General features: G+C 67.3%; 4 protein-coding genes. All 4 read right to left on the bottom strand.

Translation table 11 applies throughout. The features are described 5' to 3' along the window. Positions 1–498: 498 nt before the first annotated feature. Positions 499–1,683 carry an IS91 family transposase gene (locus tag VFM98_RS14525; protein ID WP_325110626.1) on the bottom strand — a complete coding sequence of 395 codons (1,185 nt, stop codon included), beginning with the start codon at positions 1,681–1,683 and terminating at the stop codon, positions 499–501. A 10-nt stretch (positions 1,684–1,693) separates the two neighbouring features. Then, positions 1,694–2,569 (bottom strand): site-specific integrase, encoded by an 876-nt coding sequence (locus VFM98_RS14520; RefSeq protein WP_325110625.1) that lies wholly within the window; start codon positions 2,567–2,569, stop codon positions 1,694–1,696. A gap of 270 nt (positions 2,570–2,839) precedes the next feature. Further along, the gene (locus tag VFM98_RS14515; protein ID WP_325110624.1) at positions 2,840–4,051 is read right to left on the bottom strand and encodes a M20 aminoacylase family protein; all 1,212 of its coding nucleotides are present in this window, start codon (positions 4,049–4,051) and stop codon (positions 2,840–2,842) included. Positions 4,052–4,104: 53 nt separating this feature from the next. After that, on the bottom strand, positions 4,105–4,834 hold a 730-nt coding region (locus VFM98_RS14510; protein ID WP_325110623.1), incomplete at its 5' end, for an oligopeptide/dipeptide ABC transporter ATP-binding protein.

Genomic DNA, 4,834 nt, shown 5'->3' with positions numbered 1-4,834 from the left:
CGTTTGAATCACGTTAGCCCTAGGTTCCCAGTGACGTAGGCGCATGTCCGCTTTCGAACCCTTGGCGTGGTTCGGCGCTCTACAAGGCAAGATGCGTCAATGACCGCATTGGACGAGACCGTGCACTGGGCTTCCACATACGACCGACCGCTACCGTTTAGGTTTGTTCGACATCTGCCCGGGGGCGCGCGCCGATGCCGTGACCCCAACGGGTAGAGGGCAGGTGTCGGACAAACCTCGAGGGAGGAAACCGCGGAGAACGGCGCGGTGTCTGCTCGCGCTATGGCGATTGCAGGCGCATGGTGGCGCGGTGAAGGTGCGCTCGATTGGGGCGCAACCTCTCAGCGGCGGGGCGAGTGCGGGCATTGGTGTGGAACGTCGCCGCCAACAAGCTCGCGCACAGGTTAGGACGTGATGGAACAGCGCGCCGAACACGAGCTGACCGTGTCGGCGCTTGAAGCGTCGACGAAGTCAGTTTGCGCTGGCGACAGAGAGCAGTCATGACGTGGACCGATGCGGTGGCGCGCGGATCGTCTCGCCGCGCGTGAAGGTCTGCACGATGGTCATTGCGTGGCCACAGTGCGGGCAGACGAAGGTCGGCCGCGGCGTGTCCGCTGGATCCTCGTCGGGTGGTGGATCTTGCGGCGGCACTTGCAGCAGTTGGCGCACGAGCGCCAGGCTGGCGCTGCGGCTGCAGTTGGCCAGCAGCCCGTAGTGACGGATGCGGTGGAAGCCGCCGGGCAGCACGTGCAGCAGGAAGCGGCGCATGAACTCGCCCGCGTCGAGCGTCATGGCCTTGTAGCGGGTCCGACCCTTGGTGCGGTAGTCCTTCCACCGGAAGGTCACGCCGCGCTCGTCCAGCGCGATGAGGCGGCTGTTGGAGATGGCCACCCGGTGGGTATAGCGCGATAGGTACGCCAGCACTGCTTCGGGCCCGGCGAACGGCCGCTTGGCGTAGACCACCCACTCGCATTGCCGCAGCGGTGCCAGCCAGCGGGTGAAAACGTCAGCGTCTGCCAGCGTGGTGTGCTCGCCGAAGAACTGCAGCCGACCAGCGCGGTGCGCCTGCTGCAGTGCTTCGAGGAAGCGACGACGGAACAGCCGCGACAGAACGCGCACCGGCAGGAAGAACCCGCGCCGGCACGCGATCCAGTGTTTGCCGTCGCTCGCCAGGCCGCCGCCGGGCACGACGCCGTGCACATGCGGGTGGTGCGTCAGCGCCGAGCCCCAGGTATGCAGGACCAGCGTGACGCCCAGACGCGCGCCAAGATGCTTGGGGTCGCCGCCGATGGTCAGCAGGGTCTCGGCGGCGATGTCGAACAGCAGGCCGTAGACGACGGCCTTGTTGCAGTAGGCGATGTCGGCGATGGGCGCCGGCAGCGTGAAGACCACGTGGAAATACTCCACCGGCAGCAGGTCGGCGGTGCGCGCTTCGAGCCAACGCTGGGCCGCGCTGGCCTGGCACTTCGGGCAGTGCCGGTTGCGGCAGGAGTTGTAGGCGATCTGATCGGCGCCGCAGGCGTCGCAGCGCAAGATATGCCCGCCCAGTGCCGCGCTGCGGCACTGTTCGATGGCCGACATGACCTTGAGCTGGCCCAGGCTCAGGTGGCCACGCTGCGCCTCGCGCCAGGCGGGCCCGTGGATGCGGAAGATGTCGGCGACTTCCAGGGCGGCTCGCGCCACGGCAGCCGGATCACGACGACGGCAATGTCTCCAGCGGACTGATCACAGCGCGCAGCACTTCGGTAGCCACGTGGGTGTACAGCGCGGTGGTCTCCAGCCGCTTGTGGCCTAGTAGCACCTGGATCACCCGGATGTCGACCTTCTGCTCCAGCAGATGGGTGGCAAAGCAATGGCGCAGCGTGTGCATCGACACGCGCTTGTCGATGTGGGCGGCGTCAGCGGCCAGGTGGACAGCGCGATTGAGTTGCCGCGTGGACAGCGAGTCCGTGGGGTTGAGCCCGGGGAACAGCCAGCCGCCCGGCAGCATCTTGCCCTGCGCATGCCCCACTCGCCACCAGGCACGCAGGCGCTCGAGCAGCACGGGCGAGAGCATGGCATAGCGATCCTTGCGGCCCTTGCCTTGCTCCACTCGCAGCGTCATGCGCTCGCTGTCGATGTCGGTGACCTTCAGCGCACAGACCTCGCTGGCACGCAGTCCGGCCCCATAGGCCACCGACAGCGCCGCCTGGTACTTCGGGTTCGGCGCCGCGGCGATCAAGCGGGCGACCTCGTCGCAGCTCAAGACCACTGGCAGGGGGCGCGGCTGGTGCACGGGCTGCACCTTGACCATCAACTCGGCGTGGCCCAGCGTCACATCGAAGAAGAACTTCAAGCCGCTGAGCGTGGAGTTGATGGTTGGCGGGGACGTGCCGGTGTCGACCATGTGCAGTTGGAAGGCCCGAAGGTCGTCGGCGGTGGCGGTGTCCGGCGATCGCTTGAGGAAGGCGGCGAGCCTGCGCACGGCGCGGATGTAGTGGATCTGCGTCTTGCCGTTGAACTTGCGCATGCGCATGTCCTCGATCATGCGTTGGCGCAGTGGAGACACGTTGGGCGTCAATGAGCTCATGGTCCTGCTCCCGTCGGAGGCGAGGCGGATTGCCTCGCCGTCGACGGTGACAGCAACTCAGAAATGAGGCACCCGGCCTGGCGCGGAGCGCCTACCGCGCGAGCGGTTTAGTCCTTCGCTGCAAAGCGGAAACGTAAGACCCGATGCACCCACCGGTGGGGCTGCGGCAACTCCGACCCGGAGAACAATCGGGTGCTATGCCCGCTCCCGGCCAATCAGACGTCAACCGCGGTCGCAGAAACACCGGGCTTGTGGCTCGCCCCGCATGTCCTACCGCGCAAAAAACGCCCCCACCAGCTTCACCCAGTACGTGGACCCGATCGGCAGCAGCGCGTCGTTGAAGTCGTAGTTGGGGTTGTGCAGCTCGCACGGCCCCATGCCCGCGTACTGTTCCTCGCGGTGTGCGCCTTGGCCGTTGCCCAGGAAGAAGTAGCTGCCGGGCACCTCCTGCAGGTAGAAGGAGAAATCCTCGCCGCCGCCGTGCTGTGGCGTGTTGCCGTCCACGTTCTCCGCCCCGAAGGCGTCCTGCGCCACCTTCATCGCGAACTCGGTCTGCGCGTCCCAGTTCACCAGCGGCGGGTAGGCGCGATGGAACTTCAATTCGCCCGAGCCGCCATGGGCCTGGGGCAGCATCTCGGCGATGCGGCGCATGTTGCTTTCGATCTCGTCCAGCACCTCGGTGCTGAAAGTGCGCACGGTGCCCTTGATCACGGCCTCGCCGGGCAGGACGTTGTAGGCGTCGCCGGCGTGGATCTGCGTCACGCTGACCACGGCCACGTCGATCGGGTTCTTGTGGCGCGAGATCAGCGTCTGCAGCGCCCCCACCACTTCTGCCGCGATGACGATGGTGTCCACCGCCTTGTGCGGCTGCGCGGCGTGGCCCCCGGTGCCGCGCACGATGATGTCGAAGCGGTTGCTCGACGCCATGGTCGGCCCCTTGCGGAAGGCGAAGTGCCCGACGGGGAGGCCGGGCATGTTGTGGATGCCGTAGATCTCGTCGCAGGGGAATTTCTCGAACAGGCCGTCCTTCATCATGGCCTTGGCGCCGGCGTTGCCTCCTTCTTCCGCCGGCTGGAAGATGAAGTTGACGATGCCGTCGAAGTCGCGGTGCTTCGCCAGGTACTTGGCCGCGCCCAGCAGCATGGCGGTGTGGCCGTCGTGGCCGCAGCCGTGCATCCGCCCTTCGTGCCGGGACGCATGGGCGAAGCGGTTGTGCTCGGGCATGGGCAATGCATCCATGTCGGCGCGCAGGCCGATGGCGCGTGGCTTGCGGCCTGCCGCGGTCTTGCTGCCGCGCAGCACGCCGACCACGCCGGTCCTGCCCAGGCCGCGGTGCACCTCGATGCCGTAGCTGGCCAGGCGCTCCGCCACCACGTCGGAGGTGCGGTTCTCCTGGAAGGCCAGCTCCGGGTGGGCATGGATGTCGCGCCTCAGGATGGTGAACTCTTCGTGCGTGGTCTCGATCTCGGCGATGGTGCTCATGGTGCGGGTCCTTTGTTCTTTGACGGCGTTTACTTCACTTGGGGCGGGTGTGCTCATTCGGGGGCGGACGCAGCCATGTCGTTCAAGTGGCAGGCGCTGGTGTGGCCGGCTGCCAGCGTGCGCAGTGCCGGCCGCTCCACGCTGCAGCGCGGCATGGCATGCGGGCAGCGCGGGTGGAAGGCGCAACCGGTGGGCGGGCGCAGCGGCGACGGCAGTTCGCCCTTGATCGGCTGGTAGTCGCGGCGGTGCGTGTCCAGCGACGGCAGCTCCGACAGCAGGGCCTGGGTATAGGGATGGTTGGGGCGGCTGAAGATGGTCTGCGTGGGCGCGACCTCGACCACGCGGCCCAGGTACATGATGACCACGCGGTCCGAGACGTGGCCGACGACGCCCAGGTTGTGGCTGATGAACAGGTAGGTCAGGCCCAAGGCGCGGCGCAGTTCCAGGAACAGGTTGAGGACCTGGGCCTGGATGGACACGTCCAGCGCGGCCACCGCCTCGTCGCAGACGATCAGCTGCGGCCTGAGCGCCAGCGCCCGCGCGATGCCGATGCGCTGGCGCTGGCCGCCCGAGAACTGGTGCGGGTAGCGCTGGCCGTAGTCCGGATCCAGTCCGACCTGGCGCATCAGGCCCGCGACGTAATCGGCCTTGCCGGAGGCCGGAACCAGGCCGTGCACCACGGGTGCCTCGCCGATGATGTCCAGCACCCGCATGCGCGGATTGAGCGAGGCCATCGGGTTCTGGAAGATCATCTGCACGCCCAGCACATAGGCCTTGTGCTCG

It is taken from the genome of Ramlibacter sp. (assembly GCF_035706265.1).
In the GTDB taxonomy this organism is placed as follows: Bacteria; Pseudomonadota; Gammaproteobacteria; order Burkholderiales; family Burkholderiaceae_C; genus Ramlibacter.
Note: the sequence above shows the minus strand (reverse complement) of the source record. Positions and strands in the feature narration are given on the sequence as shown.